Here is a 26,972-nt window from a genome sequence, read left to right as displayed (position 1 = left end):
CAGATAGAGCGATACCTTCATGATGTTTCTGCGGTCCCCCGGTTCCTCCTGTCGCGCCCTGCTTGCGGGCGGGATATGCCTTGTCGTCAGCGCCTGTGGCACCACTTACGAGTTGCCCGACAGCGGCGGTGTTCACTCCGAGGAGGCGGCACGCCTCTTTGCCGAAGCGCGTCGCAGCCCGCCACCGGCCACCCTGTCCAGATCCGCCGCCGAAGCGCGGTTTGCGCGGGTGGAGCCCCGGGTGATGCGAGCGGGGCGCGAGACATGCCAGCGGCTGAGAACCGGCGTCAATTGCAACGTCGATATCGCCATCGACCGGCAGATGACGGAGCGCAACGCCTATTTCACCTATCAGAACGGCCAGCCGGTGATCCGCATTTCGCTGCCGCTGATTCAGGACACCGGCAGCGATGACGAGGTCGCCTTTGTGCTGGCGCATGAATACGGTCATCTGATCGGACGGCACGTCGAGAAACAGCAGCAGCAAGTGCTGGCGGGGGCGCTGATTGGCGGCGCGCTCGCCGGGCTGGTGGGCGACAGCGGTGATGCGGTGGGGCTGGGGCTTGGTGTTGGCGCGACGGCGGGCGGGATTGTCTATTCGCAATCCTACGAGCTGGAGAGCGACACGCTGGGCACCCGCATCGCCTATGACGCAGGCTATGATCCGGTAGAGGGCGCGAAGTTCTTTGCCCGCTCCGAGGCGGCCACCGGCACCAGTGGCGGCTATTCGATCTGGGGCACCCATCCGCCGGACCGTCGGCGGGTGGCGACAGTGTTGGCCACCAAGGCCCAGATTGATGGTCAGGTCGGGCTGCGCAACGTGCGATAATCAACAGGACCTGTTTCAAAACGGAAAAACGCCCGCTGCAGGCAGCGGGCGTTTTGCATGTTAGGGAGGTCCGGGACCGCCAGCGCGATCAGACCTTGAGGTTCGGGATGATCTGCTTCTTGCGGGACATCACGCCCGGCAGCACCACGAGGTCGCCCTCGACACTGGCGTCAAAGCTCTTCTCGGCCACGGATTTCACCAGATCGTTTGGCACCAGCAGGGTGGCTTCTTCCTTCAGGATGTCGACCACGAACAGCAGCACCTGATCGACGCCGTCTTCGGCCTGAACAGCCTTGAAGGTCTCCATCAGGCTGTCCTTGCGGCCCAGCGGGATTTCCGGCGCGGTGGTTTCCAGCACGGAGACGCGGAACTTGGTGCCGTCGACCTCGTATTCCTTGGAGTCCATGCGGATCAGCTCTGCATCGGAAAACGCGGAGACGTCGGATTTGGCGGCAAACATCTCGGCGGCGTAGTCGGTGACGTCGAGGCCCAGATCCTTGGCCAGCTTCTCCGCCACGGCGCGGTCATGCGGCGTGGTGGTGGGGGAGCGGAATTCCAGCGTGTCCGACAGGATGCAGGTCAGCGCCGCGCCCTTGATGTCGTCGGGCATGCGGTCGGCGTCTGTGCCCATCAGGTCGTGCATGATGGTGGCGGTGCAGGCCAGCGGGCGCACGGTGATGTCGATCGGACCCTTGGTTTCCAGGCCACCGACCAGCTTGTGGTGGTCGATGATGGCGCGGATGTCGGCGCTGTTGATGGAGGCGGGCAGCTCTGCGGGGTTGTTGGTGTCGACGATCACCACCGGCGCGTCGGCTTCGACATCGGCGATGATTGCGGGCTGCTCGAAGCCCCAGCGCTGCAACATGAAGGCGGCTTCGGTGTTCGGCGCGCCCAGCAGGACGGGGGTGGCGGCTTCGCCCTTCACCTCGTTCAGATACCAGGCCCAGATGATCGCGGAGCCGGTGGAATCGGTGTCGGGAGATTTGTGGCCGAAAACTTGAATGGTCATGAGGTCAATCCTGTCTGACGGGGTCTGTTGCCGCGCCTTACACCAGCGGGGCAGGGTTTGTCACCCCGCCACAGGCGGGCGACGGAGTTCTGCGCAGCGCATGGCTCGGTCACGGCCCCCTTTAAGGTGGCACCGCAACGCAAGGGGCAGTTGCCCGGGGTCGGGGGGCATGTAAACCCGTTAAGGCGGCGGGGGCCGTGATTGGTAAACGTGATTGGTCGTGATTGGTAAAGAGGAGGGATTTCAGATGATGAGTGTATTTCGCAGGGGGGTCGGCGGGGCCGGCGGGCTGTTGTTGCAGGTGGCGGCTGGCGTTGCGCTGGCCGAAGGCGACAGCGCGCCCAAAGACGTGGCCACAACGGAACCGGCGGCATTCTACAGCGGCAGCTGGCAGGGTTTGGACGTGGACAAACAGTGGATCATCAACGGCCTCGCCAACCGCCACCTGATCCGCATCACCTGCGAGGGTATCTCCAATGATCAGGAGTTCCCCAGTTTTCTACTGGTGACAGAGGCTGGAGAGTACCGCTGGCCGGTCAACGAAAGCGGCGCCGCCTTTGTGGATGCGAAAACCCTCGCGCTGCGTGAGGCGGGGGCGGGCAAGGTGGTGGAGTGCACCTGGGCCTCGGTGAGTGATGCCGCCACGCAGCGCGATACCGTGCAGGTCGACGTGCTGCCGGGGCACAATATCCTGCTGGGTGGTTTTGCAACGACGCGGGAGTTCTCGGTCGCCTTTCACAGTACCGCCGGATGCAGTGATCTGTCTGCGCAGCTTTACATTGACGATGCACCATTGGTCACGGCAGACAGCCAGCCGCAGCTGCTGACACCAGATGCCAGCTATTTCGGGGTAGCGCAGACGGTGGAGGCCAAAATCAATGGGCTCTGTCCCACGGGGGGCATTCCGATCCTGGAATTCTCACTCGCCCGCTGATCGCGGGTGAGCCCCGCGCCTTGGCGAGTCCGGTGCAGGCCGGATCAGTTGCGGGCCGGGGTCAGCTGATACCCGGCCCGTTGCAGCAGGTTCAGCACACCGGTGTCCCCGGCCAGATGCGCCGCGCCGACGGCGACAATCAGATGGGGGTCCTGGCGGGCGCGCAGGTGTTTGACCCAGGCGCGATTGCGCTGGGTCAGCACGGCCCGGTCAAAGCTGGCGAGCAGCCGGTGGACCTCGCGGCGCGGCACGTCGAGGTCGCGGTAGATCATCCAGCTCATGACAATGCGCCCCTCGGTCAGCCGGTCGTCGAAATAGGATTCGGAGAGGGTGACATAGAGGTCTTCGTGCCGGGTCTCGCTGCGCAGATCGAGGCGCAGCATCTTGACCTGATCCGCCAGCGGCATGGAGGCCAGCGCAGCAAGGCCGCTTTCCGGCGCCTCCAGACCCAGCGTCGGGATGCCGGCGTTTCGGGCGCTGCGCTCAATGCGGTCGTCGAGCCCACGCCGGGCGCCAAAGCCGCGCTTGCGGCAATCGGTTCCGGTGAGGAAATCGGAGATATACCACGGCTGCATCCGTTTGGCGGCCTCTGCCGTGATCCCGTAGAGCGCCAGGCGGGCGGTCAGCAACCGCCAGTCGGCGGCGGGCATCATCCGGTCCAGTTGCTGGCCCGGTCGCAACAGAAAATAGCGCGCAAAGGCACCCTGATCGCCATCTGCCGCCTGCATCTGCGTCTCGGTGACCTCCAGAAATACCGCGTCGGCCTGCCGGATCAGCGGACGCAACTGCCGCACGGTCTTTGCCATGCGCGCATCGCCGCTGTGCTGGGTGCCGACGATATCGATCCGCTGCGCGCCGCGGGTGGCGATCCAGTGGTTGCCGATGGCAAAGGGCACCTTGCCAAGGTCACTGTCGAGCCGGCTGCGGGCGCTGTCAGTCAGGTGATCCCGCAGGTCGATGCCGGAGCAACGCGCCTCGGCGCGGTCAACCCCGGTGAGCAGGGACAGCGCCAGCGTGGCGGCCATCATGCCCCGGGGCAGGCGGCGGGCCATTGCCCGTAGCACAGACAGCGTGGCGGTGCCGGTCATAGTGGTGCCTCTTCGATCTCGTAGCCCTCTGCGTCCAAGAGGGCCAGCACCCCCTGCGTGCCGGGAAGATGCGCGGCGCCAACGGCCACCACCAGCCGTGATCCCTGCGTGGCCTCGATCACCGGGATCCAGTTGCGGTTGCGTTGGTAGAGCAGCAGCTCCATCAGCTCATCCACCTGTGCCTGCCGCTCGGCCTCGGAGAGGCTGCTTTCCGCGGTCAGATAGTCCTTCAGCTGCAGCAGTGTGAATTCCTGCACCGCGCCGTCAAAGTAGCTTTCCACCATCGTGTAGAAGTCGTCCGGCCCCACGCCCATCATGGCGATATAGCCGCGCAGCTCCGCCACCTGCTGCTCCAGCGGGGCGGCGTCGAGCAGCTGAAACACGCTCAGCGGATCCTCAAGCGACAGAGTCGGGACGGCGGCTTCCTCGGCCACCTCCATCAGCTGCATGTCGAGGCCGCGCGTCACATCCTTGATCGTGCGGGCGCATTGCGGCACCGACAGGGACATGGTCAGGAACCAGGGCCGCATCTTGGCCGCCATGAAGGCAGGCACCCCGGCGGCGCGGGCCTGATCGGCGATCTGCTGCCAGTCCTCTTCGGGCAGGCGATCAATCAGGGTTGGCCCTTCGGTGATGAACATCATTGACGGCGTTTCGGCCAGGGTGCGGTTCAGCGCGGCCTTGTCGGCGCGGTTCACCTCCAGCAGCACGGCATCGGCGCCTTCCACCACCGGCGTCATATGCGCCACCAGCGCGGCGTGACGGGGGTCGTTCAGGTGCATGGTGCCGATGATATGCAACCGCCGCTCGCCCCGTGTGGCGATCCAGCTGAGCCCCTCCGCATAGGGGGTCTGCGCCAGCTCCGCGTCCACCTCGGCGCGGATCTCCGGGGGGGCGGTGGCGCGCAGGTCGGTGCCGGAACAGGCGGCCTGAAGGGCGGTGCCCGCCAGCATCGGGCCGATCAGAAATGCGGATGCCCAGAGCCGCAGCGAAGCTTGCAAGGACGGGCGCGCGGGTTTGTTGCGCAGCGCGCAGCCATGCCCAAAGGTCTCCACCGTCCATGCCGGGGCAGGGCGGAGGCGAGAGAATAGTCCGGTCATGACTCACCGCTCGGTTTTTTCATTTGTCTCACATTGCCATTGCCGCCGGGGCGGGGCAAGCATGGCCGGGATGGAACGTGAACAAGATCTCTACGCCCCGGTGAAGGCGCTGTTCGAAGGGCAGGGCTATACCGTGAAGGGCGAGGTGGGTGCCGCCGATGTGGTGGCGCTGCGCGGCGCGGAGCCGCCGGTGGTGGTGGAGCTGAAGCTGCGCTTCACCCTGTCGCTGTTCCATCAGGCGGTGACGCGGCTTGCGGTCACCGATCTGGTGTATCTCGCGGTGCCGCGCCCCAGCGGCAAGACCGCGCGCCGGGCGCTGAAGGACAATCTGGCGCTCTGCCGGCGGCTTGGCCTCGGGCTGATCACGGTGCGCGCGGATGGCCGCACCGAGGTGCATTGCGATCCCGGCCCCTACGCGCCGCGTAAATCCAAGGTGAAAACCGCACGGCTGCTGCGTGAATTTGCCCGCATCCAGGGGGACCCCAACACCGGCGGCGCCACGCGGGGCGGGTTGATGACCGGCTACCGGCAGGACGCGCTGGCCTGCGCGCGTCACCTTGCGGCCCATGGCCCATCGCGCGGGGCCGAGATCGCCCGCGCCACCGGCGTCAGCCGCGCCACGCAGGTGATGTACTCCAACCATTACGGCTGGTTCGAGCGGGCGGCCAAGGGCATCTATGCCCTGACCGAGACGGGGCGGGCGGAGCATCTGGACTGGCCGGAGCCACAGACGGCCCGCACGGAGACAGACACCGACTCAGGGTCGGGATCTGGATCGGTGGCGCGTTGAGGCGGTCCGCTTGCAGGGGCAGATGACGATAAATATATCGCCAAATGCGCAATCCAGAGCCCCTTGCATTCCGGTATCCGCGCACAGGTCCGGCCGTCACAAAAATTCCACCAAGTTTCATGCAGGGATTGGTTGACAGGCCAATTCTCACTGCCTAACTATCCGGCAGTTAGCACTCGACTAAGGTGAGTGCCAACGTCCTCGCGGCCCATGATGGGCGTGGGGTAAGGAAAACACTTTGAGCCTTTTGAGGAGCTGCAAAGATGGCATTGAAACCGCTTCATGACCGCGTGCTGGTTCGCCGTACCGAAAGCGAAGAAAAAACCGCTGGTGGTCTGATCATTCCCGACAGCGCCAAGGAAAAACCGTCCGAGGGCGTAGTTGTCTCGTGTGGCGATGGCGCGCGCAAGGACAGCGGCGAACTGATCGCGATGGCCGTGAAAGAGGGCGACAAAGTCCTGTTCGGCAAGTGGTCCGGGACCGAAGTCACCGTCGACGGCGAAGAGCTGCTGATGATGAAAGAGAGCGACATCATGGGTGTGATCGTCTGAGCCACCGGCTCCGACACATCCTCCATCGCATAGATACAGTATTCTCAAGGAGACTGAAAAATGGCTGCTAAGGACGTCAAATTCGACACCGATGCCCGCAACCGTATGCTGAAGGGTGTCAACACCCTCGCAGACGCTGTCAAAGTAACCCTGGGCCCCAAAGGCCGTAACGTGGTTCTGGAGAAATCCTTCGGCTCCCCGCGCATCACCAAAGACGGTGTGTCCGTGGCGAAGGAAATCGAACTGGAAGACAAGTTCGAGAACATGGGCGCCCAGATGGTGAAGGAAGTTGCTTCCCGTACCAACGACGAAGCAGGCGACGGCACCACCACCGCAACCGTGCTGGCGCAGGCCATCGTCAAAGAAGGCCTGAAGCAGGTTGCTGCTGGCCTGAACCCGATGGACCTGAAGCGCGGCATCGACATGGCGACCACGAAAGTCGTCGCAGCGATCAAAGAGATGGCCCGTCCGGTCAACGATTCCGCTGAAGTTGCGCAGGTTGGCACCATCTCCGCCAACGGCGAAGCCGAGATCGGCCGTCAGATCGCAGACGCGATGCAGAAAGTCGGCAACGAGGGTGTCATCACCGTCGAAGAGAACAAAGGCATGGAAACCGAGACCGACGTGGTCGAGGGCATGCAGTTCGACCGCGGCTACCTGTCCCCCTACTTCGTGACCAACGCTGACAAGATGACTGCAGAACTCGACGACTGCATGATCCTGCTGCACGAGAAGAAACTCTCCTCCCTGCAGCCGATGGTTCCGCTGCTGGAGCAGGTGATCCAGTCGCAGAAGCCTCTGCTGATCATTGCAGAAGACGTCGAAGGCGAAGCGCTGGCAACCCTGGTTGTCAACAAGCTGCGCGGCGGCCTGAAGATCTCTGCTGTCAAGGCACCGGGCTTTGGCGACCGTCGCAAGGCCATGCTGCAGGACATCGCGATCCTGACCGGCGGCCAGGTGATCTCCGAAGACCTCGGCATGAAGCTCGAGTCCGTGACCATGGACATGCTTGGCACCGCCAAGAAGGTTCAGATCACCAAGGACGAGACCACCATCGTTGACGGTGCAGGCGAGAAGGCCGAGATCGAAGCACGTGTTGCTCAGATCCGTAACCAGATCGAAGAGACCACCTCCGACTACGACAAAGAGAAGCTGCAAGAGCGCGTTGCCAAACTGGCAGGCGGTGTTGCCGTGATCCGCGTCGGTGGCATGACCGAAACCGAAGTGAAAGAGCGCAAGGACCGTGTGGACGATGCTCTGAACGCGACCCGCGCTGCTGTGCAGGAAGGCGTGATCGTCGGTGGCGGTGTTGCTCTGGTTCAGGGCGGCAAGGCTCTCGAAGGTCTGACCGGTGAGAACTCCGATCAGAACGCCGGTATCGCAATCGTGCGTCGCGCTCTCGAAGCGCCGCTGCGCCAGATCGCCGAAAACGCCGGTGTTGACGGTGCCGTGGTTGCCGGCAAGATCCGCGAATCCGACGACAAGACCTTCGGTTACAACGCTCAGACCGGCGAATATGGCGACATGTTCTCCTACGGTGTGATCGACCCGGCCAAAGTGACCCGGACCGCTCTGGAAGATGCGGCCTCGATCGCTGGCCTGCTGATCACCACCGAAGCCATGGTTGCCGACAAGCCCGCCAAAGAAGGCGCAGCTGCCGGTGGCGGCATGCCCGACATGGGCGGCATGGGCGGCATGGGCGGCATGATGTAAATCACGCCATCCAGTCTGGATGTCTGACCCGCAAGGGTCGGGATGGGGTCGCCTTCGGGCGGCCCTTTTCTGTTTCACCATACCCTGTCGAAATGGCTGATCTTGCGGTTGCCATATGGATAGTTTGCCCCGACACAAGGTAGTTTTGAGGCCCGTGCAGGCATGGCCAAGGCGATCCCGTCCACCGATAATATCCTGGGGTCCTTTTCGCCGGTGTTTCCCTGCACGGACTTCTCACACAATCTGTTTCGTGACTGGGACCACTGTCTGCGCTTTGAGCTTGGCGGAGACGATGTTTCTGATTCCTTGTGTCTGCGGCGGTTCATTCAGGCGTTCGAGCGGGCCGATGCGGTGGCCTCCTGGCTGTTTCGCGACACGGAGGAGCTGTGGCTGCTGTCATCGGATTATGGGGATGAAAAGGCCAGGAAGAAGCGCCTGAAACCCTATAAGAAAACACCCCTCAGGCCCTCCGACTTCCAGTATCTCGGCAAGGTGTTTCAGGAGGACTCGGACGACTTTACCGGCGATATTTATCGTCACTGGGATGCAACGATCCTGAAGGAGCGATGGCAGCTGCGCGAAGTGCTTTGGCTGACCCTCGGCGCCGAGGTGGGGGTGCGACCGACCGTGTCCGCAGATATCTATGTCGTGGATTTTGCGCGGGGGCTGGTTCTTCACCCTTATGATGATAGCGGCATGGATGTGTCAGCGACCCGGAAGGAGACGCTGGTCCCACTCTACCAAGAGTATCACGACTGGTTGCAGACATTTCGGATCGATGAAATGCGCGCTGCCTTTGAGGGCTGAGGGGGCGCTCCCGCCCGTGGGCCATGCCCCTGCGGGACCTGTCCTCCGGTTGGGCCCGGCGCCACGCGCGCCCAAAGGGCGCGCGTGGCGCGAGTCGCTTCGAACGCAGGTCGAAGCGAAACCCCGCTGGCCCGCCCCGAGTTTGTGTACCGCCTGAGTGAACAGCACCGAGCCTGTCGAGATGCATCTATTGTATCGGCACAGAACTGCGACCTTGAGCTTTTTGGGGTGGGATGCTTGCCTGCAGCACAAAGACACAGCAGGAGCACGAGATGCCTGAGTTTCAGTTCGATTGGGTCGATGCCTTCACCGACCGGCCCTTTGGCGGCAATGGCTGCGCGGTGGTGCATGGCGGGGCCCATCTGCCGGAAGCTGTGGCCTGCGCCTATGTGCGCGAGACCTCCTTGGTGGAATGCACCTTTACCGGCCCCTCTGAGGTGGCGGATATCCGGGTGCGCTACTTCCTCGCCAGCCGCGAGATCCCCTTTGCCGGGCATCCCACCATCGCCACCGTGGCGGCAATGCGGGATCGCGGCATGATCGCGGGCAATCGGATCACACTGGAGACCGGGGCGGGGATCGTGCCCGTGGCGCTGGAGGGAGATCGGATCGTCATGCAACAGGTGGCGCCGGAGTTCGGCCCCGCGCCGGACCTTGCACTGGTGGCGGCGGCGGTGTCCCTGCCGGAGGACGCCATCATCGGTCAGCCTCAGTTGGTCTCCACCGGCCTGCCGTTTTGCATCACCGTGCTGAACGATCACGCGGCACTGAAAGCGGCCCGCCTGAACGCCGAGGCGATGGTGCCGCTGGGCGCGGCGCTGGGGGCAGATGGCAGCGATATCATGGAGCCCTTTCTGGTGACGCTTGACGGGTATACCGGCGCGGGGGACACGTTTTCGAGGTTGCTGATGTTGCCCCCAAGCCCGCCGGAAGATCCGTTCACAGGGTCCGCCACCGGCGCCATGGCGGCCTATCTCTGGCACCATGGGCTGATGGAGAAAGAGAGCTTTGTCGCGGAGCAGGGGCACCTGATGGGGCGGCCCGGGCAGGCCCATGTGACGCGGATCGGACCACCAGACGCCATCGAGGGCGTGTGCGTCGGGGGCACTGGGTTTGTGTTGATGCGGGGCAGTGTCACCTTGCCCGAAGACCTCTCCCTCTAAGAGTACATATTCGTCACAGGGAGGCTCCCGCCCGTGGGTCATGCCCCTGTGGGACACGTCCCTCGGTTGGGCCCCGCGCCACGCGCGCCCTTTGGGCGCGCGTGGCGCGGGTCGCTTCGAACGCAGGTCGAAGCGAAATCCGTTGACCTGCCTGTTACAGCGCTTGTTGAACTCATAATGTTCATGTATTGTTCTTTTCAAGTTCAATAAATACGGGAAGAGGCAGGATGATCGAGGGAAGCTGTTGTTGCGGCGCGGTGCAGTTCACATTGGATCGGCCGCCGTCGATGATGGGCACCTGCCATTGCTCGCGCTGCCGCAAGGTCGGGGCCAATGTGCTGGTTTTTGTGGCACGCGACAGCGTGAGCTGGGTACAGGGGCGCGAGAATGTGGCGCGTTACCAGCCCGAGGCGCCTTATACATACGGCCGTTGTTTCTGCAGGACCTGCGGCACCTCATTGGGAGAGATCCTGTCGGAGGAGGAGAGCTTTCCAATCTCGGCCCATGCGCTGGACAGCGATCTTGAGATCCGCAATCGGTTTCACGAGTTTGTGGCGGAAAAGCCGTCCTGGTATGAGATTTGCGACGCGGCAGAGCAGTATGACGGGCATCCCGTCACCACGTGATCCGGCTTTAGTCGCGGCGGGGGCGGAGGCTCAGGTCTCATCCTCCGCCCTGCAGTCCCACAGGACCCAGACCATTCGGTCTAGCATCCAGAGTTTGGTCAGCATGGTGATGGCCAGCCCGGTCGCGGTTAACCCGGGATGCAAGACTGCCAGACCGGCGAAATACAAAAGCCCACCACAGAGACCACCCAGCGTCAGGGCATGGACCACCCTGCGATGGTGGGCGAGCGCCGGTGTGTCGCTGCGCTGCAGCCAGAGCTGTTCACCCAAGACGCCCTCTGACATCCAGTTGTCGGTGCGAGCTGGAACCGGGAAAACCCTCGGGTTGAGCCAGGTCCACAGCAGCAGCAGCGCTACAGGCAGCAGCGCGCCCCAGCCGAACCAGACGCGGCTCCAGACCGCCAGGGCGAGAAGCGGCAGCACGGGCAGGCGGCTCCAGCCGCTCCAGGGATTGGCGTGGCGGGCCCAGACCTGCGGTGTCATGCCCATCATGGCCGCAGTATGGTGAAAGGCATTGCGCTTGGCCATTGGCGTGCTTTCCCTCTCGACGTTCTGCGCCATTAAGGCACGGCGGGGCACAAATGAAAACGGCCCGCCACCGGGGCAGGCCGTTGTTGTGATCGAACTGCACGCCTGCAGTGGTGGGCCGAGGTCAGCCGATCATGCGATTGATGGCAATGAACAATACGCCCGAGAGGGTTGCCGCAGCCGGAACGGTGATCACCCATGCGGCGATGATGGTCATGAAATGCGACCGGCGCACAAGCTTGCGACGACGCCGTTCCGCGGCGCCCACACGCGGGGCATCGGGGGTCACGGCCTTGGCCCGGCGCAGGCGGCGTTCGGTGTCCCACTCGCGGAAGAACCCGACGCCGAACACCCCGCCGATGGCGATATGGGTGGAGCTGACCGGCAGGCCCAGCCCGCTCGCCACGATAACCGTGATCGCCGCCGACAGCGCCACGCAGTAGGCGCGCATCGGGTTCAGCTTGGTGATCTGGCTGCCGACCATGCGGATCAGCTTGGGGCCAAACAGGAACAGGCCAAAGGAGATGCCGAAGGCGCCGATGATCATCACCCAGAAAGGGATCGAGACCGCTTGGGTGAAATCGCCGGAGGTGGAGGCCTGCACGATCGCCGCGAGCGGGCCGACCGCATTGGCCACGTCATTGGCCCCATGGGCAAAGCTGAGCAGCGCGGCGGAGACGATCAGCGGGATCGCAAACAGCACCTTCAACGATTTGTTGCGGTTTTCCAGGCCGCGTGACTGGCGGCGCACCACCGGGATCATCACCAGCCACAGCAGCAGGGCAACGGCGACGCCGATCATGATCGCATCGGTCAGGTCGATCTTGATCAGTTTCTTCAGACCCTTGACCGAAAGATAAGCGGCAAAGGCGCCGCCCATGATGCCGACAAGAACCGGTACCCAGACACGGGCAGCGGCGATCTTGTCATCGCGGTAGATGATGCGCGACTTGATGAACCACAAGAAACCCGCCGCGATCAGCCCGCCGAGCATGGGCGAGATCACCCAGCTGGCGGCAATGGCGCTCATCTGCGCCCAGTTCACGGCGGCAAAGCCGGCTGCGGCGATGCCGGCGCCCATCACGCCGCCCACCACAGCATGGGTGGTGGAGACAGGTGCGCCGATCCAGGTCGCGAGATTGACCCAGAGCGCGGAGGCCAGAAGCGCCGACAGCATCGCGGCGATGAACATCGAGGAGGTCGCCATGGTGGTCGGCGAGATGATGCCCTTGGCGATGGTCGAAACCACATCGCCCCCCGCGATCAGCGCCCCGGCGCTTTCGAAGATGGCGGCCACGACGATGGCAAACCCCATCGACATTGCATTGGCGCCCACGGCGGGGCCCATGTTGTTGGCGACGTCATTGGCGCCGATGTTGAGGGCCATATAGGCCCCGAAGGCAGCAGCGATCACCACGATGACGGTGTTGTTGGCATCGCCCAGCATCAACCCGGTCGCGGCAGCGACAATCAGGATGAAGACGAAGGCAATTCCAAGCCCGACATTGGACCGCCCGACATAGGCTGTCGCCTGTTCCAGCGAGGACAGGCGGTCGAGATCCCGGTCCAGGGTTTCAAGGTGACGCGGGTCTAGATCGTTTTGGGACACCTGGCCTCTCCGTTTTTTCACGCGAGCTGCGTGTAACGGTTTTATGACAATCCGGCAATGCGTGACCTGTGCGGTGGTGAAGATTAGATGCGGCTGTGTCCTTGCAGGGCAGGCAGCCGCGCCCTGCTTTTGGACCCTGATGGGCACATGACCTGCGCAGCACGCCGTCCAGATGGCCGCGGAAAAGGAAAACCGCCCCAACTGTTGTCGGGGCGGTTTCTGATGCCTCGGCCAAAGGCCGGGAGAGTGTTCTGAACGGGTGCTCAGCGGCGGTATCAGTTGCCGTTGATGAGGCCCATGCTTTCCAGCTTCAGCAGAACCTGATGGGCGCAATTGTCGACTTCGACATTCTCGGTCTCGACGCTCAGCTCCGGGTTCTGCGGCACGTCATAGGGGTCGGAGATGCCGGTGAATTCCTTGATCTTGCCCTCGCGCGCCAGCTTGTACAGGCCCTTGCGGTCACGACGTTCGCATTCCTCGATCGTGGTGGCGACATGCACCTCGACAAAGGCGCCGAACTGCTCGATCTCTTCGCGCACGTGGCGGCGGGTGGCCGCATAGGGCGCGATCGGGGCGCAGATGGCGATGCCGCCGTTCTTGGTGATCTCGGATGCGACATAGCCAATGCGCTTGATGTTGAGATCGCGGTGCTCTTTCGAGAAGCCCAGCTCGGAGCTGAGGTTCTTGCGCACGATGTCACCATCGAGCAGCGTGACCGGACGGCCCCCCATTTCCATCAGCTTGACCATCAGGGCGTTGGCGATGGTCGACTTGCCGGAGCCCGAGAAGCCGGTGAAGAACACGGTAAAGCCCTGTTGCGCGCGCGGTGGCTTGGTCTTGCGCAGCTCTTCCACCACTTCGGGGAAGGAGAACCACTCGGGGATTTCCAGACCTTCGGACAGGCGGCGACGCAGTTCGGTGCCGGAGATGTTGAGGATGGTCACGTCATCCTTGTCGGCGATCTCGTCGGCGGGCTCGTATTGGGCGCGCTCCTGCACATAGACCATGTGCTTGAAGTCGACCATTTCGATGCCGATTTCGTCCTGATGTTCGCGGAACAGGTCCTGCGCGTCATAGGGGCCGTAGAAATCCTCGCCGGCGGAGTTCTTGCCGGGGCCGGCGTGGTCGCGGCCAACGATGAAGTGGGTGCAGCCGTGGTTCTTGCGGATCAGCCCGTGCCAGACCGCCTCGCGGGGGCCGGCCATGCGCATCGCCAGGTTCAGGAGGCTCATGGAGGTGGTGGCTGCCGGGTATTTGTCCAGCACTGCCTCGTAGCAACGCACGCGGGTGAAGTGGTCCACATCGCCGGGTTTGGTCATGCCCACCACGGGGTGGATCAGCAGGTTGGCCTGCGCTTCGCGCGCGGCGCGGAAGGTCAATTCCTGGTGGGCGCGGTGCAGCGGGTTGCGGGTTTGGAAGGCCACGACCTTGCGCCAGCCCAGCTTGCGGAAATAGGCGCGCAGCTCGTTCGGGGTGTCGCGGCGGGCGCGGAAGTCGTAGTGGATCGGCTGCTGGATGCCGGTCACAGGGCCGCCGAGGTAGATCTTGCCGGCCTGGTTGTGCAGGTAGTTCACTGCCGGATGCGCGTCGTCATCGGCGCCAAAGACCTTTTCGGCCTCGCGGGACTTGTTCGGCTCCCAACGGTCGGTGACGGTCATGGTGGCGAGGATCACACCTTCCTGGTCGCGCAGGGCGATGTCCTGACCGATCTCGATGGAGGCGGCGAAGTCCTCGGAGACATCAAGGGTGACAGGCATCGGCCACAGCTGGCCGTCGGCCAGGCGCATGTTCTCGACAACGCCGTTGTAATCCTCTTCGGAGAGGAACCCCTTGAGCGGGTTGAAACCGCCGTTCATCAAAAGTTCGAGGTCGCAGATCTGGCGCGGAGTCAGGTCGTGGCTGGTCAACTCGCCTGCTTCGATCTTCAGTTTCTGCGCGGAGTCATAAGATACATAGAGCTCCGGGATCGGAGCCAAATTACTCGACATGGGCATAATTAGTCTCTCTCGTCTGGCGTCGGGTCTGCGCTAATGCAGCACTCGGGATGGGCAATAGCTTCTTGACATGACCAAAGTCCACCAGCGCGTTCAAAAAAGGACAGCGTGGGCATATACTGTCTCGTTTGGATCACCATTCACCCAAAGCGGCCGAAGTGCGGAACAGAATTCGCCGGGTTTCGCGCGCAGTCGGTCCAGTGGTTCAGGAGCGGAGCGTGGCCACCATCGTATCGAGGCTTGATGCGCGGGGCAGGGGCAGCGCGTCGACGGGGGCATCGACACCGCGCAAGGCAAATGTCTCATACCCAATGTCCGGATGCGGTAGCTCCGCCGCCTCGAACACCGCGCGCGAGACCAGAAGCTCGACCCCAAGGTCCTTGGTCTTGGCCTCAAGCCGACTGGCAGCATTGACTGCCGCGCCGATCAGGGTGCGCGGGGCCTGACCGGCCGCGCCGATCTCGCCCAACACAACCGTGCCGACATGCAGCCCCATGCCGATTCGCACCGGCGCCTCGCCTTCGGAGGACAGCAGCTGGTTGAAGCGGGCAAGCGCCGCGCCGATATTGGCCGCCGCCGTCAGCCCGGCTGCGGCAGAGCTGTCAGGCGTGTGTGTCTCGAACAGGGCAAGCATACCGTCGCCCATGTATTTGTCGACGGTCCCCCCGGCGCGGGTGACCTCGGGCACGATGGCGTCAAAGAACCGGTTCAGCAGAAACACAACATCATAGGGCAGCAAGCCTGCAGAGCGTGCGGTGAAGCCGCGAATATCAAGGAACAGCACTGCGATGGTTTTCTCCTCGCCCTGTGCCGCATGTAGCTGGCGGCGACCCTGTGGCGCATAGACCCGTTTCACACTCAGCGCCGAGGTCGGGCGGATCTGGCAGGCCAGCCGCATATTGTCGGCGGCGTTGATGGCGGCGAGGCTGCGTGCTTCGGCGGGGCTGGGGGGAGGGAGATCCTCGACCCCATCGGTGATGGCAACCCGGCAGGTGGTACAGCGCCCCTTGCCACCACAGAGCGAGGGATGGGGTATGCCTTTCATCTGTGACATTTCCAGCAATGTCAGGCCACGGTCGGCGGTGATTGCTGGACCGTTTTCGTAGGTGATACGCACCGAGCGGCTGCGCTTTATCAGGCGACGCAGGATGTAGGCACCGCAGGCCAGCCCCAAGAGGGCGAAGAAGACGCAGACACTGGCGCTGTTTATGGTCGCCAGTTGGGCAAACCCGGCGGCGTCGGGCCAGTTGTAATCCGCCATGATCTGCGCGGCAAAGCCATCTTCGGCAAAGAACCCCCACATCCGGCGCCCCTCGGTCACCAGACCAGCCAGCGCCAGGGCAGGCACCAGCACCGCAAGACCGATCATATAGGGCACATATGCGGCCCACCAGCGGGTCAGGCGCAGCCACATGTGCAGGCCGATGCAGCCGTGTATCCAGACCGCGAGCAACAGCAGATATTGGTGCAGCGCTTCGGGCGAGCTCCAGAGCATCAAGATCACCGAGGACATCTCGTCCTGATAGTCATAGACGCGGGCGGCGTAATTGGTGTGCACGATGTGCTGAAACAGTTGCAGTGGAATGAGGATCCCGAGGCTCAGCTGTAGCCACTGGGTGAAGCTCATCCGCAGGGTGCGCCGGGTGGCCACCTGCCAGAGCGCCAGTCCCGCATGCACAAGGAGCGACCCGTAGAGGACGACCTGGCCAACGGGGTTCTTGGTCACCGCCTCGCGCGCTTCCTGTACCGTTTCCAGTAGCTCGGGCGAAACCAGCCCGGCTGCGACGTTCAGAAAATGGAAAAAGGCGAAGGTGAACAGCACCAGCCCGGAGACCAGTCTGCTGCGTTGAATCCAGTTGCCCCGCCAGAGTGCCTGCGCCACGGGTGTTCCGCCTCTGTTGCTATCTGGTTGGGTGTAGGCGATCCGGAGCGGCCTGTCACCTCTGCGCTACGCGCTGCAGGCCGCGCATCTCTCAACCATGCGAGGGAGGGGGATCGGTCGGGCCCCGGATGTCGGGGCGTCGCTGCCGCGCCACGGCCCGGCCTGCGATAGGCGGCGGGCTGTGGCGCGGCAGGGGCTTAGGCGGGTGTCGGCGTGAAGGCGTCGGCCAGTGTGACCAACCGGCGACGCTCTTCATCCCAGAGCTTCAGTCGCACGCAGCGCAGGCTTTCGCCGAGGCTGAGCCGCTGGGCACCTTCAAGGCCGGGATGGTCTCGCAGCACGGCGGGAAGGCGATAGAAGGGAATGCGGCTGTTGAGGTGATGCACGTGATGCAGACCGATGTTGGCGGTCAGCCAATGCAGCGGCGCGGGCAGGTCGTAATGCGAGCTGCCGTGCAGGGCGACCTCATGCAGGTTCCAGTCCGGCTCGTGTTCATACAGTGTGTCTTCGAACTGGTGCTGAACATAGAACAGCCACACGCCTATTGTTGCGGCGCAGACGGTGGTGGGAAGGAACAGAAACAGCAGCGGATCAAGCCCGCCGAACATCACGACGGCACCAAGCACGAGGAAGACGGCGATATTGGTGCCCATCGCGCTGACCCAATAGCGCGCACCGGCGCGCATCAGACCAAGGGGCAGGCGGTTCTCGAACAGGAACACCCAGGCAGGGCCGATCCCGAACAGTACCACTGGGTGCCGATAAAGCCGATACCGCAGGCGGCCCAGCCGCGATTCTGCGCGATATTCTGCGGTGGTCATCGTGTAGACTTCGCCGGGGCCGCGGCGGTCCAGGTTGCCAGCGGTGCCATGATGGGCGGCGTGGATGCGCTGCCAGACATCATAGGGGGTGACTGTCAGCACCCCAAGCGCGCGCCCGACCCAATCGCCCAGCGTCTTGTTGCTGAACAGGGCCCCATGACCGCAGTCATGCTGGATCACGAACAGCCGGACCAGAAAGAAACCGTTGAAAATCGCGATGGGCACGGCGAGCCAGGGGCTGATCGACAGAGCCCACCACCCCAAACCCCAAAGCAACAGGAACGGACCGAGCGTCAGGCCAATCTCCAGCAGGCTGCGGCGATCCGATGGGTCGCGATAGCGCGCGAGGATGGGAACCCAGCGCCGCGCGTCTGCGGCTGCATCACTGGGGTGTGGGGCGGTCATGGCAGGAGTCTCCGGTGGAGGGCCCGAACCGGTCTGGCTCGAAGCGCGATGAGATAGAGTGTCCGGCTGCCGCAGGACGCGGACCGGGTCGTGAGCGCCTCGGCGATCTGGACACCTCACATCAGGATCGACCCAGCGCACTGGGTCGCAACGGGTTGAATGTCAGCGAGACAAAATGACGTTTCGCGCATCGGCCTTGTCGCCGTGGACTAGTCGACGCAGTCCGTCAACCCCGCCCGTTGCCTTTTTGACCGGATCCGAGGCCCTGAATGCCTGCTGAAGTATCCCTGAGTAGGAGGAATAAAGGCGCTATTTCAAGGGCTTGCCGGGCTGGTGGCGCGGATACGCTCCCGCAGGCTGAGGCCATCCGCCGCGCGCGCCATGGCTGTCACTGGCGGCTGGAGGTCAGTCGCGAACAGGCTCCCGAGGGGGACCGCGGGAGCCTGTTCTGATGCGTTACGGGCCAGAAGCGCGGTTTACTCCTGCTCAGCCAGGAACCGTTCCGCGTCGAGTGCGGCCATGCAACCCATGCCAGCAGAGGTGACCGCCTGACGGTATTTGTGGTCGGTCAGGTCACCAGCGGCAAAAATACCGGGGATCGAGGTCTCGGTGGAGCCGGGTTTCACCGTCACATAGCCGCCATTGTGGGTCTCCAGCACGTCCTTCACCAGTTCGGTCGCGGGGGCGTGACCGATGGCGACAAAGACGCCCTTGGCGGCAATCTCGGTGATCTCGCCGGTCTTGGTGTGTTTCACCCGCACGCCCTCGACGCCAAGCGGCGCATCGGTGCCGACAACCTCTTCCAGCTCGTGGAACCACAGCGGCTCGATCTTGGGGTTCTTCATCAGCCGGTCGATCAGGATCTTTTCGGCGCGCAGCTCGTCGCGACGGTGGATCAGGGTGACCTTGGAGGCGAAGTTGGTGAGGAACAGCGCTTCTTCCACGGCGGTGTTGCCGCCACCGATCACCACGATTTCCTGACCGCGATAGAAGAAGCCGTCGCAGGTGGCGCAGGCGGAAACGCCAAAGCCCTTGAACTTCTCTTCCGACGGCAGGCCCAGCCATTTGGCGCGCGCGCCGGTGGCCAGGATCACCGCATCCGCCGTGTAGGTGGTGCCGCTGTCACCCTTGGCCACGAAGGGGCGCTGGGAGGTGTCGAGCGAGGTGATGATGTCGCCGATGATCTCTGTGCCCATCGCCTTGGCGTGGGCTTCCATGTTGACCATCAGGTCGGGGCCCTGGATCTCGGTATGGCCGGGCCAGTTCTCCACCTCGGTGGTGGTGGTCAGCTGGCCGCCGGGCTCGATGCCCTGCACCAGGACCGGTTCCAGCATCGCGCGGCTGGCGTAGACTGCGGCAGTGTAGCCGGCCGGGCCGGAGCCGATGATCAGGACCTTGGTGTGGCGCGTGTCGCTCATGGTTTTTCCCCACGTCTGAGTGTTTGCGGTCTTGCCGCCGTCGGAGACTGCATATAACTGCGGCGCGCGCATGCTTAAAGACCCTCGTTGATGCACCCTGTGCAAACCGGGCGACCCGTTCTCTGGGCCGGTCACGGTGCACGGGGCGATGGGTGTTAGAAGAATGTTGTGAGTTTGTGAAATAATGTTGCGTGAATTTGCGTCCCTGCTATAAGAAACGCAACTCTCAGGAGATAGCACCCCAATGGTCACCACACGTCTGGACCCGATTGACCGGAAGATTCTGTCGGAGCTACAGGCCGATGGCCGAATGACGAATGTCGAACTGGCCAAACGCGTCGGAATTTCTGCGCCGCCCTGTCTGCGCCGCGTGCGCGCCTTGGAAGAGGCCGGATTGATCCGCGGCTACCACGCGGAAGTGAACGACCGCGAGCTGGGATTCGAGGTTCAGGTCTTTGCCATGGTCGGGCTGGAAAGCCAGGCGGAGTCAGAGCTGACGGCCTTTGAGGAAAAATGCCGTAGCTGGCCGCTGGTGCGTGAGTGTCACATGCTGAACGGCGAGGTGGATTTCATCCTGAAATGCGTCGCACCGGATCTGTCCACCTTTCAGGCCTTTCTGACCAGCGATCTGCTGACAACGCCGAATGTGGCCAGCGTGAAGACCTCATTGGTCATTCGGGGCGCCAAGGACGAACCCGGCGTGCCCTTCGATGTGCTTGAGGCACGGCTGGCGCGTCAGGCCTAACCTCGCACCTCCGGTTGAGAACATCCTGCTGCCGCTCCTCATGAAAGGGGCGGCATTTTTGTTGGGTCTGTGCCTCAGGCCTGCAGCGCGCGGGCGCGATCAAAGGCGAGCGGGCCAAAATCCGCGATCTTGTCCACATGCGGGAACATGTTCAGAAAGAGCGTCTTGATCGGGTAGCTGACCAGCCGCAGCGCGTCGAGGCCGGGATGGTAGGTTTCAAACTCCAGCCCACCGACGCGGATCACCGCATGGCGCGCAAGGCAGAGGTGATACATGTCCACCGGCGCTGGCGGTGTGGTTTCGACAATGTTCATTCCGTCGAGGAACTCTGTAACCGGGGTCAGCAGCGGGCCATCGCCCTCGGCGTGGCGCAGGTGGGCCGGGGTGCGTAGCAACCGTGCCGAGGGGCCGCTGATCACACAGGACATCGGCTTCTCCATGCCGAGGCTGTCGGCCATGAAACTTGTGAGGGCGTGGCGCGTGCCGGTGGCAGCCTTGCGACCGGGCACCAGGGTTGTCATGCCTTTCCAGATCAACGGCTGATAGCTGCCGTCGCGGGTCAGGACCTGATCGCCGGGATAGAGATCCTCGATCGCCACAGGACCGAAGTCCGTCTCCACCAAGGAGCCCCGGGTGAAGGCGCAGAAGGCCTGTTCGAACAGCGGCAGCGCCGGCGCAATGTGACGGGTCTCGGCCAGGTTGCCATTGGGCAGCAGGCTGGCGACCTCGTAGCGGCGCAGCTGCGGTTTCGGTCCGGCCTGCGCGGCCGCCTGATCCCGCAACACCGGTTGGGTTTCGGTAATATTTGCGGCAGCGCGCTGCAACGACTGGGGCAAGGTCATCATGCTTGGCCTTCTTTCCCTAAGGGCGCGACCTCCGGCCCCCACCGAAGGTATCGCGCGTGATCTTCAGCCCAGAACCTGCCCGGCCCAGAGCAGCCCGTTATCCGCACCCCCTGCCTGCAGAAAGCATGGGGCGGACACAGAAACGAGCGTCTCGGCCGTAGGGCGGGACGGGCAATGCGCCTGCAGGTGGCCTGCAGGTGGGCCGGTTTCTCCGGCGGGTCCGCTCTGTCGAACGATCGATGGATCGTTCAGGCGGATTTCGCGACAGGCGTCGCGTCAACGAGGTCTTTCCGGCGGCGTGCAATCATGGCCTTGCGGGGCGCACCACGGGTCCAGGGCAGGCGGATGTCCTGTGCCTTGGACGTGGCGACGATGGATTTCACAAAACGTGACTGCGCGGGCATTCTAAATCTCCTGTCCGCCAAATTCGGGCAACTGAATTCTTTCTACCGTCAGTTTTCGTTGAATATTGCGGTCTGAATATGGCCAGCGCGTGGAAACAGCGGTTCAACAGCGGAAAAGTCCGCCATCGCCCGGATGTGCCCTTAAGGTATTGAATTTATTGAGTGTGGTGGATGCGGCTTACGCAGGGGAAGGTGATGGTCGGTCATCACGCATTCAAATTATGGCAGAACTTCAAAGCCGCCGCCACAATGCGCGGGCTGCGGCCACTTAAAGCCGGATGCAGGAAATCAGGCGCCCGTAGTCGGCTTCCTTGGCATGGGTTGTGCGACGATAGGAATAGAACCGATCCGGGTCCGAATAGGTGCAGTGCCGGGTCCATTCGCACTGCTGGATGCCTGCGGCGCGCAGCCGTGCAAGGCCCAGGGCCGGCAGGTCGAAGAGCATGCGATCGTCTTTGCCCTGCGCGAAGAAGCGCGCGTTTTCGGGGGACTGCGCCATGAAGTCGTCAAAGAACTCCGGTCCGACCTCATAGGCGCGCTGGGAGATCGTTGGGCCGATCACCGCGCGGATGCCCTCGCGGGTGGCCCCGAGCGACAGCATGGCCTCAATGGTGGCCTCAAGCACCCCATCAAGGGCGCCGCGCCAGCCGGCATGTGTCGCGCCGATGACCCCAGCCTCGTGATCGGCAAAGAGCACTGGCTGACAGTCGGCAGTGAGCACAGAGAGCGCCACGCCGGGGGTGGCTGTCACAAGCGCGTCGGCACGGGGGCGCGGGGCGGTGGGATCTTCGGGCAGCCCGTCGATGACTGTTACATCTGCGGAATGAACCTGATGCATGCCCACCAGCGCGTCTGTTGCGACCCCCATCGCCTCGGCCACACGGGCCCGGTTCAGCATCACCGCCTCGCGCTGATCGGAGGAGCCGACACCGCAGTTCAGCCCCTGAAACACGCCGGAAGAGGCGCCACCCCTGCGGGTGAAGAAGCCATGGTGAGCCGGGGTCAGAAGATCCGAGGTAACGATTTCGAGGGTCATTTTTCCAGTCCTGCGGGGGGAGAGCATTTGGCGGGATAGAGGCCGAGCACTTTGAACAGGGTTCCCATTTCTTCGGGGTGCGTCAACCGTCGATGTGCGGCGATCAGCTGATCCAGCGGCGCGCCGTCCAGATTGGCGGCGAGGGTTTGCGCGCGTTCGGTGATGCCCAGCCGTTCCAGAAACACTCCCTGCGGGGTGACGCGGGTGTGGGCACAGCCCGAGGCCCGGGCGGCGCGGCAGAGCACCTCGAAATCCACATGCGCGGTGAGGTCGGACTGGCCCGGATCGATGAGCGGGTCGGCGGGCGCATGGGCGCGCATCGCCTGCAGCGTATCACCAAGTGAGCGCCAGTCGCCATAATCCACCAGCAATGCGGCCCCGCCACACTCCGCAACCCGCTGGGCAATGGCCTCGCAGAGCACGCCGGCGATCTCGCAGAGCTCGACCAGCTTTCCGTCGGGCGTGTCCTCAAGCCGGTGGTCCAGCGCGGGTTGCGGGGCAGGGGCGCCAAGCCCGAGGCAGAGTGCGGCGCTCTCGGTGTCATAGCCAACCCGGCGTTCGCGCCAGAGGTCGCCATCACGCTGGAACTGACGGACTGGCAGGGCGTCGAAGAACTCGTTGGCGATCAGAAAGAGCGGCTGTTGCGGCAGATCCTCGACCGAGGGCAGCCACTGCGGGGCATAATCCCGAAGCGCGCTGGCCTGTTGGTCACGCAGGCGCGGTGAGGCCTCGATCAGCACCAGATCCATCGCGTCATGAAACCCCGGCACCATGCGGGTGGCGCGCAGCATATCCGCCATCAGGGTGCCCCGTCCGGGGCCCAGCTCGGCCAGAGTGAACGGCGCGGGGCTGCCTTGGTCGAGCCAGGATTGCACCAGCGCCAGCCCCAGCAACTCGCCAAACATCTGGCTGATTTCCGGCGCGGTGATGAAATCGCCCTCCGCGCCGATAGCGGTGGCGGTGGTGTAATAGCCATAACTCGGGTTCAGCAGGCATTCGGACATATAGTCCGCCAGGCTGATCGGACCATCAAGCAGGATGCGGCGTCGAAGCGTGTCGGTCAGGCTCATGCTGCGGCCCCGGTCTTGGCGCTGGTGCGGCGGGCCCGAAGGGCGAACCACAGCCCCAGTGCGATCATCGGGATCGACAGCGCCTGGCCCTGGGTGAGACCAAAGCCGCCGATCTGCCAGGCCAGCCCCAGCGGATTGCCGTCAGAGATGAACTGCGCGTCCGGCTGGCGGAAGAACTCAACGATGAAACGGGCGATGCCATAGCCGGCGAGAAAGGTGCCAAGGATGCGGCCCAGTGCGTGAAAGGCGTGGCGGCGGTAGACCATCCAGAGGATCAGAGCGCCGAGGATCAGCCCCTCCATCGCGGCCTCGTACAGCTGACTGGGGTGGCGGGCGCAGATTTCGCCCAGTGCCTGACCGCAGTCCTGTGCCGCACGGCCCGGAAAAGCAACGCCCCAGGGCAGATCCGTCGCGCGGCCCCAAAGCTCGGCGTTGACGAAATTCGCCAACCGTCCCAGCAGCAGGCCGGGGGCCACGGTATGGGCCACCAGATCGGCCATGGCCAGTTTGTCGATGCCCTGGGCACGCGCATAGGCCCATGCCGCCACTACCACGCCGAGAAGACCACCATGAAAGGCCATGCCGCCCTCCCAGATGCGCAGGATCTGGGCCGGATTTTCAAGATAGACGGCAGGTTGATAGAACAACACATAGCCCAGACGGCCTCCCAGGATGACGCCGAGGATGATCCAGGTCATCAGATCTTCGACCTGACGGGGCGCCATGGGGGCGGTGCCATTGGCCCAGAGGGCCGGGGTTTTCACGGCACGCACCGCCAGATGCCAGGCGATCAGGATGCCGGCGATATAGGCCAGCGCGTACCAGCGCAGGGCGAAGTCCATTCCAAAGAGGGAGATGGAGAAAATCTCCGGCGACAGGTTCGGGAATTGGATCATCTCAGCCAGCATGGGGGTCTCTGTGCCTCTTTGGAGCAAGTGCTGTCAACGACTTGCCGTTTGGTGTTCTAGCGCCCATATAGGCAGCAAGCCTCACAGAGGTAAGACATGAAACGGGAGATGGCCATGCAGACCCGCAACAAGATTATGGATGATATTTCGCAGCTGATGACCAACGCCATGGGCGTGGCGCAAGGGGCGAAGGACGAAGCGGAAACCGCGATGTCGGGCATGATCGACCGATGGCTCGCCGATCGCGATTTCGTGACCCGCGAGGAATTCGATGCCGTGCGCGCCATGGCGCAGAAGGCCCGCGAAGAGAACGAAGCGCTTAAGGCGCGTCTGGATGCGCTGGAAGCCAAATCCAACTGAGTGCGCTGATCTTGTCCGAAGGGCGTGCGCCGTGCAATTCGCGGCGGGTCACCGGCATATGAACGCTCTTTGTCATATGGGAAAAGGGATGCGGCAGTGCATCCCTTTTTCAGTTTGAGCCTCCGCAGGGGCGCAGAGCGGCCCCGGCAGAGGCCGTGGCGTCTGACGCTGCTCGCGATCCCACTGCCCGCAGGCGGAGCGGGGGCCTTGAGCCGGAAGAACGCCGCGGCGCGGGCATGCGGCTGCGGCGTTTGACGCCGGAACAGGGCGGGGAATCGCGGATCGGCGGCTTGGGCGGGCGTTTTACGGTGATGTATTGGTCGTGCCGTTCTGCGGTCACAAAACAAGGGCCGCCTGCCTCCATCCCGGAGCGCCAGTCTAGGCCGCTCGGGTAACGCCTGTGTGTCAGCCTAGCAGAACCCCGATATTTTGCACAAGAATTCCAGTCATCCACAACTTATTGCAGTTGTCCCCAAATAAAGGGTTGCCACGGATGCGGCACGCGCCCACCATATCTGGTAGGGAGCAGGGGAACCCTCCCTGTCCTTAGATAAGACAGCTAGCAATAGGGGCTCACTGCGGGTCCAAAAGCTAGAGACCAGAGAGGTGGCATCATGGCACTTTCCGAGCACGAGCTGCAGGACGACCTTCACCCGATCGACCTTGTCGAGAACCTCGCGTCCCATCATGACTGGGATTTCGACCGTATCGCCGATGACCAGATCGCCATGGCGGTGGAAGGGCAGTGGCGCACCTATTCCCTGACCCTGGCGTGGTCCGATTATGACGAGACATTGCGCATGGTCTGCAGCTTCGAAATGGAGCCGCCGGAGGCCAAGGTGCCGCAGCTCTATGAGCTGATCAACCACATGAACGATCAGTGCTGGGCCGGGGCGTTCAGCTACTGGCCGGAGCATCGGCTGATGCTTTATCGCTACGGGTTGGTGCTGTCGGGCGGGCAGATGGCGACGCCAGAGCAGGTGGATGCGATCGTGCAGGCCGCAGTCAGCAATTGCGAACGCTACTACCCGGCGATCCAGCTGATGGTCTGGGGCGAGCGCCCGGCCAAGGAGGCCATGCAGGTCGCCATTGCAGAGGCTTATGGGCGCGCGTAAGTCTTAGCCCCATCAGCTGACCTCGGGTCGGCATCAACCGGAACGACAGATGGTGGATATCATGGATATGGAACAGATCGCGGCGCGCGGGCTGGTGCTTTTGGGCTGTGGCAAGATGGGGTCGGCTATGCTTGCGGGCTGGCTGGAACGCGGATTGCCGCGCGAGGCCGTCTATGTGATGGACCCCAAACCCTCAGATTGGCTGAAGGGCACCGGCGTGCGGATCAATTCGGCCGCGCCCGAGCAGCCTGCCATCGTTCTGGTGGCGTTGAAGCCGCAGGTGATGGCCGCAGCGCTGCCCACAGCAAAATCCTACGGCGGCGGCGACACCCTGTTCATTTCGGTAGCTGCCGGCACCTCCATCGCGACCTTCGAGAAGATGCTCGGCAGTGGCACCCCGATCATCCGCGCCATGCCCAACACGCCGGCGGCGGTCGGGCGTGGGATCACCGCGATCATTGGCAATGCCGATGTGACCGAGGCGCATCTGGCGCAGGCCGAGGGGCTGTTGCAGGCGGTGGGTCAGACCGTGCGATTGGAGAGCGAAGGCCAGATGGATGCGGTCACCGGGGTCAGCGGCTCCGGCCCGGCCTATGTGTTCCACCTGATCGAGACGCTGGCCGCCGCGGGCGTGGCGCAGGGCCTGCCGGAGGATTTGTCCATGCAGCTGGCCAAGGCGACGGTGGCGGGCGCAGGCGCGCTGGCCGAGGCCGCAGAGGAAGATCCGGCGCAGCTGCGGGTCAATGTGACCAGTCCCAATGGCACCACGCAGGCAGCGCTTGAGGTGCTGATGGATGAGACCGCCGGCTTCCCGCCGCTGTTGCAGCGCGCCGTGGAGGCTGCGGCCAAGCGTTCTGAGGAGTTGTCGCGTGGCTGAGATTTCCTTTGATGACTTTCTGAAGGTGGATGTGCGCGTCGGCAAAGTGCTGCGGGCGGAAACCTTTCCCGAGGCGCGTCAGCCCGCCATCAAGATGTGGATCGATTTTGGCGACGAGATCGGAGAGCGCAAGTCCTCGGCCCAGGTGACGGCGCATTACGCGCCCGAGGATTTGGTGGGCAAGCAGGTGATGGCGGTGGTGAATTTCCCGCCGCGCCAGATCGGCAAGTTCATGTCCGAAGTGCTGGTGCTGGGTTTGCCGGATGCCGATGGTGAGATCGTCCTGATCGGCCCTGACGGCGAGGTAACTGCCGAGGTGCCGACCGGCGGGCGGATGCACTGATG

27 protein-coding genes are annotated in these 26,972 nt (G+C 63.6%); 13 read left to right on the top strand and 14 right to left on the bottom strand.

The window, feature by feature from the left end:
• Positions 1-19: 19 nt before the first annotated feature.
• Complete coding sequence (locus tag R1T40_RS09420; protein WP_317386725.1) at positions 20-829, top strand: M48 family metalloprotease; 810 nt, start codon at positions 20-22, stop codon at positions 827-829.
• An 88-nt stretch (positions 830-917) separates the two neighbouring features.
• On the opposite strand, the gene R1T40_RS09415 is transcribed toward R1T40_RS09420, so the two are convergent.
• Positions 918-1,838 carry a manganese-dependent inorganic pyrophosphatase gene (locus R1T40_RS09415; RefSeq protein WP_317386724.1) on the bottom strand — a complete coding sequence of 307 codons (921 nt, stop codon included), beginning with the start codon at positions 1,836-1,838 and terminating at the stop codon, positions 918-920.
• A 247-nt stretch (positions 1,839-2,085) separates the two neighbouring features.
• Between R1T40_RS09415 and R1T40_RS09410 the strand changes: the two genes are divergently transcribed.
• The gene (locus tag R1T40_RS09410; protein WP_317386723.1) at positions 2,086-2,772 is read left to right on the top strand and encodes a hypothetical protein; all 687 of its coding nucleotides are present in this window, start codon (positions 2,086-2,088) and stop codon (positions 2,770-2,772) included.
• Between the two features lie 44 nt (positions 2,773-2,816).
• Here the strand turns inward: R1T40_RS09410 and R1T40_RS09405 are convergent, their stop codons facing one another.
• Positions 2,817-3,860 (bottom strand): TraB/GumN family protein, encoded by a 1,044-nt coding sequence (locus R1T40_RS09405; RefSeq protein ID WP_317386722.1) that lies wholly within the window; start codon positions 3,858-3,860, stop codon positions 2,817-2,819.
• Complete coding sequence (locus R1T40_RS09400) at positions 3,857-4,960, bottom strand: TraB/GumN family protein (protein ID WP_317386721.1); 1,104 nt, start codon at positions 4,958-4,960, stop codon at positions 3,857-3,859. Before R1T40_RS09400 ends, R1T40_RS09405 begins: the two co-directional genes overlap by 4 nt.
• 70 nt (positions 4,961-5,030) lie before the next feature.
• On the opposite strand from R1T40_RS09400, the gene R1T40_RS09395 reads away from it, so the two are divergent.
• The 6 genes from R1T40_RS09395 to R1T40_RS09370 all read left to right on the top strand — a co-directional run bounded on the left by R1T40_RS09395 (position 5,031) and on the right by R1T40_RS09370 (position 10,610).
• Positions 5,031-5,750 carry a DUF2161 domain-containing phosphodiesterase gene (locus tag R1T40_RS09395; protein ID WP_317386720.1) on the top strand — a complete coding sequence of 240 codons (720 nt, stop codon included), beginning with the start codon at positions 5,031-5,033 and terminating at the stop codon, positions 5,748-5,750.
• 263 nt (positions 5,751-6,013) lie between these two features.
• A complete protein-coding gene (locus R1T40_RS09390; RefSeq protein ID WP_106163016.1) occupies positions 6,014-6,301 on the top strand; it encodes a co-chaperone GroES in 288 nt (95 codons plus the stop codon).
• A gap of 60 nt (positions 6,302-6,361) precedes the next feature.
• On the top strand, positions 6,362-8,014 hold the full coding sequence (gene groL / locus R1T40_RS09385; RefSeq protein ID WP_106163015.1) for a chaperonin GroEL: 1,653 nt from the start codon (positions 6,362-6,364) through the stop codon (positions 8,012-8,014).
• A gap of 162 nt (positions 8,015-8,176) precedes the next feature.
• The gene (locus R1T40_RS09380; RefSeq protein ID WP_317386719.1) at positions 8,177-8,821 is read left to right on the top strand and encodes a DUF3885 domain-containing protein; all 645 of its coding nucleotides are present in this window, start codon (positions 8,177-8,179) and stop codon (positions 8,819-8,821) included.
• A gap of 272 nt (positions 8,822-9,093) precedes the next feature.
• Positions 9,094-9,984: a PhzF family phenazine biosynthesis protein gene (locus R1T40_RS09375; RefSeq protein WP_317386718.1), complete on the top strand. Its 891-nt coding sequence runs from the start codon at positions 9,094-9,096 to the stop codon at positions 9,982-9,984.
• A gap of 227 nt (positions 9,985-10,211) precedes the next feature.
• The gene (locus R1T40_RS09370) at positions 10,212-10,610 is read left to right on the top strand and encodes a GFA family protein (protein WP_106163013.1); all 399 of its coding nucleotides are present in this window, start codon (positions 10,212-10,214) and stop codon (positions 10,608-10,610) included.
• Positions 10,611-10,640: 30 nt separating this feature from the next.
• On the opposite strand, the gene R1T40_RS09365 is transcribed toward R1T40_RS09370, so the two are convergent.
• The 6 genes from R1T40_RS09365 to trxB form a co-directional block, all read right to left on the bottom strand.
• Positions 10,641-11,138, bottom strand: coding sequence for a DUF6653 family protein (locus R1T40_RS09365; RefSeq protein WP_317386717.1), 498 nt, complete (start codon positions 11,136-11,138; stop codon positions 10,641-10,643).
• Between the two features lie 124 nt (positions 11,139-11,262).
• The gene (locus R1T40_RS09360) at positions 11,263-12,747 is read right to left on the bottom strand and encodes an inorganic phosphate transporter (protein WP_317386716.1); all 1,485 of its coding nucleotides are present in this window, start codon (positions 12,745-12,747) and stop codon (positions 11,263-11,265) included.
• Positions 12,748-13,022: 275 nt separating this feature from the next.
• The gene (locus R1T40_RS09355) at positions 13,023-14,741 is read right to left on the bottom strand and encodes a bifunctional sulfate adenylyltransferase/adenylylsulfate kinase (protein WP_317386715.1); all 1,719 of its coding nucleotides are present in this window, start codon (positions 14,739-14,741) and stop codon (positions 13,023-13,025) included.
• Positions 14,742-14,946: 205 nt separating this feature from the next.
• On the bottom strand, positions 14,947-16,623 hold the full coding sequence (locus R1T40_RS09350; protein WP_317386714.1) for an adenylate/guanylate cyclase domain-containing protein: 1,677 nt from the start codon (positions 16,621-16,623) through the stop codon (positions 14,947-14,949).
• A 197-nt stretch (positions 16,624-16,820) separates the two neighbouring features.
• Entirely contained in the window at positions 16,821-17,849 is a 1,029-nt protein-coding gene (locus tag R1T40_RS09345) for a fatty acid desaturase (RefSeq protein ID WP_106163008.1), read from the bottom strand.
• 476 nt (positions 17,850-18,325) lie between these two features.
• Entirely contained in the window at positions 18,326-19,267 is a 942-nt protein-coding gene (trxB, locus tag R1T40_RS09340) for a thioredoxin-disulfide reductase (protein WP_317386713.1), read from the bottom strand.
• A 244-nt stretch (positions 19,268-19,511) separates the two neighbouring features.
• On the opposite strand from trxB, the gene R1T40_RS09335 reads away from it, so the two are divergent.
• Entirely contained in the window at positions 19,512-20,012 is a 501-nt protein-coding gene (locus tag R1T40_RS09335; RefSeq protein ID WP_317386712.1) for an Lrp/AsnC family transcriptional regulator, read from the top strand.
• Between the two features lie 74 nt (positions 20,013-20,086).
• Here the strand turns inward: R1T40_RS09335 and R1T40_RS09330 are convergent, their stop codons facing one another.
• The 5 genes from R1T40_RS09330 to lgt form a co-directional block, all read right to left on the bottom strand.
• Positions 20,087-20,854, bottom strand: a complete 768-nt coding sequence (locus R1T40_RS09330; RefSeq protein WP_106163123.1) for a Hint domain-containing protein — start codon at positions 20,852-20,854, stop codon at positions 20,087-20,089.
• 251 nt (positions 20,855-21,105) lie between these two features.
• Positions 21,106-21,261, bottom strand: a complete 156-nt coding sequence (locus tag R1T40_RS09325) for a hypothetical protein (protein WP_165798099.1) — start codon at positions 21,259-21,261, stop codon at positions 21,106-21,108.
• Between the two features lie 268 nt (positions 21,262-21,529).
• Positions 21,530-22,297 (bottom strand): peptidoglycan editing factor PgeF, encoded by a 768-nt coding sequence (gene pgeF / locus R1T40_RS09320; protein WP_317386711.1) that lies wholly within the window; start codon positions 22,295-22,297, stop codon positions 21,530-21,532.
• Positions 22,294-23,367, bottom strand: coding sequence for a class I SAM-dependent methyltransferase (locus R1T40_RS09315; RefSeq protein WP_317386710.1), 1,074 nt, complete (start codon positions 23,365-23,367; stop codon positions 22,294-22,296). The genes pgeF and R1T40_RS09315 overlap by 4 nt, the downstream gene beginning before the upstream one ends.
• On the bottom strand, positions 23,364-24,275 hold the full coding sequence (gene lgt, locus R1T40_RS09310; RefSeq protein WP_317386709.1) for a prolipoprotein diacylglyceryl transferase: 912 nt from the start codon (positions 24,273-24,275) through the stop codon (positions 23,364-23,366). Before lgt ends, R1T40_RS09315 begins: the two co-directional genes overlap by 4 nt.
• Positions 24,276-24,389: 114 nt before the next feature.
• Between lgt and R1T40_RS09305 the strand changes: the two genes are divergently transcribed.
• The 4 genes from R1T40_RS09305 to R1T40_RS09290 all read left to right on the top strand — a co-directional run bounded on the left by R1T40_RS09305 (position 24,390) and on the right by R1T40_RS09290 (position 26,970).
• Positions 24,390-24,635, top strand: a complete 246-nt coding sequence (locus R1T40_RS09305) for an accessory factor UbiK family protein (RefSeq protein WP_106163122.1) — start codon at positions 24,390-24,392, stop codon at positions 24,633-24,635.
• 614 nt (positions 24,636-25,249) lie between these two features.
• Entirely contained in the window at positions 25,250-25,750 is a 501-nt protein-coding gene (locus R1T40_RS09300; RefSeq protein ID WP_106163002.1) for a type III secretion system chaperone family protein, read from the top strand.
• A gap of 61 nt (positions 25,751-25,811) precedes the next feature.
• On the top strand, positions 25,812-26,627 hold the full coding sequence (gene proC / locus R1T40_RS09295; protein ID WP_317386969.1) for a pyrroline-5-carboxylate reductase: 816 nt from the start codon (positions 25,812-25,814) through the stop codon (positions 26,625-26,627).
• Entirely contained in the window at positions 26,620-26,970 is a 351-nt protein-coding gene (locus R1T40_RS09290; RefSeq protein WP_106163001.1) for a tRNA-binding protein, read from the top strand. Before proC ends, R1T40_RS09290 begins: the two co-directional genes overlap by 8 nt.
• The last annotated feature ends 2 nt before the right edge of the window (positions 26,971-26,972 follow it).

The sequence above is a fragment of the Tritonibacter scottomollicae genome, from assembly GCF_032924845.1.
Classification (GTDB): Bacteria; Pseudomonadota; Alphaproteobacteria; order Rhodobacterales; family Rhodobacteraceae; genus Epibacterium; species Epibacterium scottomollicae.
This window is presented reverse-complemented; position numbering and strand designations above follow the sequence as displayed.

What these genes read in the sequence shown, in the direction of transcription:
- R1T40_RS09420 (WP_317386725.1), top strand. Translation starts at nt 20, where the DNA reads ATGATGTTTCTGCGGTCCCCCGGTTCCTCCTGTCGCGCCCTGCTTGCG.
- R1T40_RS09415 (WP_317386724.1), bottom strand. Translation starts at nt 1,838, where the DNA reads ATGACCATTCAAGTTTTCGGCCACAAATCTCCCGACACCGATTCCACC.
- R1T40_RS09410 (WP_317386723.1), top strand. Translation starts at nt 2,086, where the DNA reads ATGATGAGTGTATTTCGCAGGGGGGTCGGCGGGGCCGGCGGGCTGTTG.
- R1T40_RS09405 (WP_317386722.1), bottom strand. Translation starts at nt 3,860, where the DNA reads ATGACCGGCACCGCCACGCTGTCTGTGCTACGGGCAATGGCCCGCCGC.
- R1T40_RS09400 (WP_317386721.1), bottom strand. Translation starts at nt 4,960, where the DNA reads ATGACCGGACTATTCTCTCGCCTCCGCCCTGCCCCGGCATGGACGGTG.
- R1T40_RS09395 (WP_317386720.1), top strand. Translation starts at nt 5,031, where the DNA reads ATGGAACGTGAACAAGATCTCTACGCCCCGGTGAAGGCGCTGTTCGAA.
- R1T40_RS09390 (WP_106163016.1), top strand. Translation starts at nt 6,014, where the DNA reads ATGGCATTGAAACCGCTTCATGACCGCGTGCTGGTTCGCCGTACCGAA.
- groL (WP_106163015.1), top strand. Translation starts at nt 6,362, where the DNA reads ATGGCTGCTAAGGACGTCAAATTCGACACCGATGCCCGCAACCGTATG.
- R1T40_RS09380 (WP_317386719.1), top strand. Translation starts at nt 8,177, where the DNA reads ATGGCCAAGGCGATCCCGTCCACCGATAATATCCTGGGGTCCTTTTCG.
- R1T40_RS09375 (WP_317386718.1), top strand. Translation starts at nt 9,094, where the DNA reads ATGCCTGAGTTTCAGTTCGATTGGGTCGATGCCTTCACCGACCGGCCC.
- R1T40_RS09370 (WP_106163013.1), top strand. Translation starts at nt 10,212, where the DNA reads ATGATCGAGGGAAGCTGTTGTTGCGGCGCGGTGCAGTTCACATTGGAT.
- R1T40_RS09365 (WP_317386717.1), bottom strand. Translation starts at nt 11,138, where the DNA reads ATGGCCAAGCGCAATGCCTTTCACCATACTGCGGCCATGATGGGCATG.
- R1T40_RS09355 (WP_317386715.1), bottom strand. Translation starts at nt 14,741, where the DNA reads ATGCCCATGTCGAGTAATTTGGCTCCGATCCCGGAGCTCTATGTATCT.
- R1T40_RS09345 (WP_106163008.1), bottom strand. Translation starts at nt 17,849, where the DNA reads ATGACCGCCCCACACCCCAGTGATGCAGCCGCAGACGCGCGGCGCTGG.
- trxB (WP_317386713.1), bottom strand. Translation starts at nt 19,267, where the DNA reads ATGAGCGACACGCGCCACACCAAGGTCCTGATCATCGGCTCCGGCCCG.
- R1T40_RS09335 (WP_317386712.1), top strand. Translation starts at nt 19,512, where the DNA reads ATGGTCACCACACGTCTGGACCCGATTGACCGGAAGATTCTGTCGGAG.
- R1T40_RS09330 (WP_106163123.1), bottom strand. Translation starts at nt 20,854, where the DNA reads ATGACCTTGCCCCAGTCGTTGCAGCGCGCTGCCGCAAATATTACCGAA.
- R1T40_RS09325 (WP_165798099.1), bottom strand. Translation starts at nt 21,261, where the DNA reads ATGCCCGCGCAGTCACGTTTTGTGAAATCCATCGTCGCCACGTCCAAG.
- pgeF (WP_317386711.1), bottom strand. Translation starts at nt 22,297, where the DNA reads ATGACCCTCGAAATCGTTACCTCGGATCTTCTGACCCCGGCTCACCAT.
- R1T40_RS09315 (WP_317386710.1), bottom strand. Translation starts at nt 23,367, where the DNA reads ATGAGCCTGACCGACACGCTTCGACGCCGCATCCTGCTTGATGGTCCG.
- lgt (WP_317386709.1), bottom strand. Translation starts at nt 24,275, where the DNA reads ATGCTGGCTGAGATGATCCAATTCCCGAACCTGTCGCCGGAGATTTTC.
- R1T40_RS09305 (WP_106163122.1), top strand. Translation starts at nt 24,390, where the DNA reads ATGCAGACCCGCAACAAGATTATGGATGATATTTCGCAGCTGATGACC.
- R1T40_RS09300 (WP_106163002.1), top strand. Translation starts at nt 25,250, where the DNA reads ATGGCACTTTCCGAGCACGAGCTGCAGGACGACCTTCACCCGATCGAC.
- proC (WP_317386969.1), top strand. Translation starts at nt 25,812, where the DNA reads ATGGATATGGAACAGATCGCGGCGCGCGGGCTGGTGCTTTTGGGCTGT.